The organism is Gryllotalpicola sp. CP2-P1 (assembly GCF_057512245.1).
Genome location: NZ_JBLRDT010000348.1, coordinates 1 through 1,598 on the forward strand (window position 1 = coordinate 1; position 1,598 = coordinate 1,598).

2 protein-coding genes are annotated in these 1,598 nt (G+C 73.1%); one reads left to right on the top strand and one right to left on the bottom strand.

Annotated elements, in window-relative coordinates:
• Window positions 1–333: metallopeptidase family protein (locus tag ACM2XV_RS15080; protein ID WP_487027531.1), on the top strand; the 333-nt coding region annotated here is incomplete at its 5' end.
• Between the two features lie 54 nt (window positions 334–387).
• Here ACM2XV_RS15080 and ACM2XV_RS15085 read toward each other — a convergent pair.
• On the bottom strand, window positions 388–1,598 hold a 1,211-nt coding region (locus ACM2XV_RS15085; protein ID WP_487027532.1), incomplete at its 5' end, for a DUF5719 family protein.

Below are 1,598 nucleotides of genomic sequence, written 5' to 3' on the forward strand. Positions count from 1 at the left end.
CAGGGGCGCATCGACTTCTTCGAGACCGCGGTCGCCTCGTGCGCCGACTACCTGAAGGGGCTGTGGCCCGACGCGCTCGGCGACGTGCGCTTCGAGATCGCGGCGGCGCCTGCGAACGCGCTCGGGCTCGACGAAGTCGAGCGCTGGGCCGTCGACACCGCTCGCGGTCGCATCACGCTCTTCCGCGTGCCCATCGAGCGGCTCGCGAAGCTGCACCGCAACGACGAGCTGCACAAGCGGATGCTGATCGAGAGCTGCGTCTTCCGCGCGGTCGCCGAGTACCTCGGCAAAGACCCGTGGGACCTCGCCCCCGAGCGGTTCCGGCACTTCTGACGCCGGCCGCACCGACCACGCCCGCCACCCCGGCCACGCTGGGCCGGCGCCGGGTCAGCGCCGATAGACGGTGAGCGCCGACGCGCTCGCACTGGTCGGGTAGGCGACATAGGCCCCAACCATTCCGCTCGCCGCGTAGCTCACCGATGCGTAGACGCCGTGCCCGTCGGAGGTCGTGAGCACCCCGGGCTTCGCGACCTTCCGCGACACCGAGCCGCCCGCGGGCACCGACACCGTGCCGCCGTTCGGGCCGCTGAGCTTGAGCTTCACCGCCGCCGACGAGGTGTTCACGAGGTGCAGCACCGCCCCCGGCCCCGGCGCGATCGGGAGCGCGGCCGCGCCCGTGAGCGGCGCGGCCGCCGCGTACCACGCGAAGTCCGTGCCGCGCTTGGTGTCGACCGTCGATGTGTGCACGGCCGCGACGAGGGGCTTGGTGCTGTCGATCGTCACGGTGAACGTCCCCGTGCCGGCCTTCTCGAGCGGGATCTCGGACACCACGCCATGGCTGGCCGTCGCGCTGAGCGCCGTGCCGCCGCCCTTGCCGGCGTCGGGCTTCACCCCGATCGTGACCTTGGCGTCCTTCGTGCCGACCGGCAGCACCCGCAGCACGGGAACGCCGCCGTCGCTCGAGTCCGTCGCAGTCGCCGTCGACAGGCCGGAGCCGTCGAACACGGCACCCGGGATGACGAGCTTCTTCGACGGCGACGCGGTCGGCCCGACCCACTCGTCGCCCTGCGGGGTCACGCCCGAGATCTCGGATTCCTGCAGCTCGGCGCTCACGGTGCCGCCGGTGCTCGTGACGTGCACCACGGTCGCGCTCGCGTTCGGCACGAGGCCCGCCAGCGGCACGACCCGCTGCGTGTGGGGCTGCACGAGGATGCCCGTGCCGCCGGCCGCCGCCGCGAGCCCCTGCTCGGAGTACGCCTCGATATCGACCGTCGCCGCGACATCGCCCGGGTTGCCGAGCTCGACCAGCGTCGTCGAGCCGAGGGAGGTCGCCCCGCCGACGAGCCAGTGGTCGAAGTCGGGCTGCGCGCAGTTCGCAACCGAGAGGCCTCGCATGTCCTCCGTGCTCGACTCGGAGCTCTGCGCCCCGGCGAGCAGCGGCTCGCGCGCGGCATCCTTCGCCTTCTCCTCGAAGGCCTGGGGAGCCGTGCCGCCCTCCTGCACGTCGGCCGCCGTGAAGGGCACGGATGCGGGCGACGAGTCGTCACCGCCCGAGACGACGGTGGGCGCCGACAGAGCCGAGAGCGTCGACGTCGACG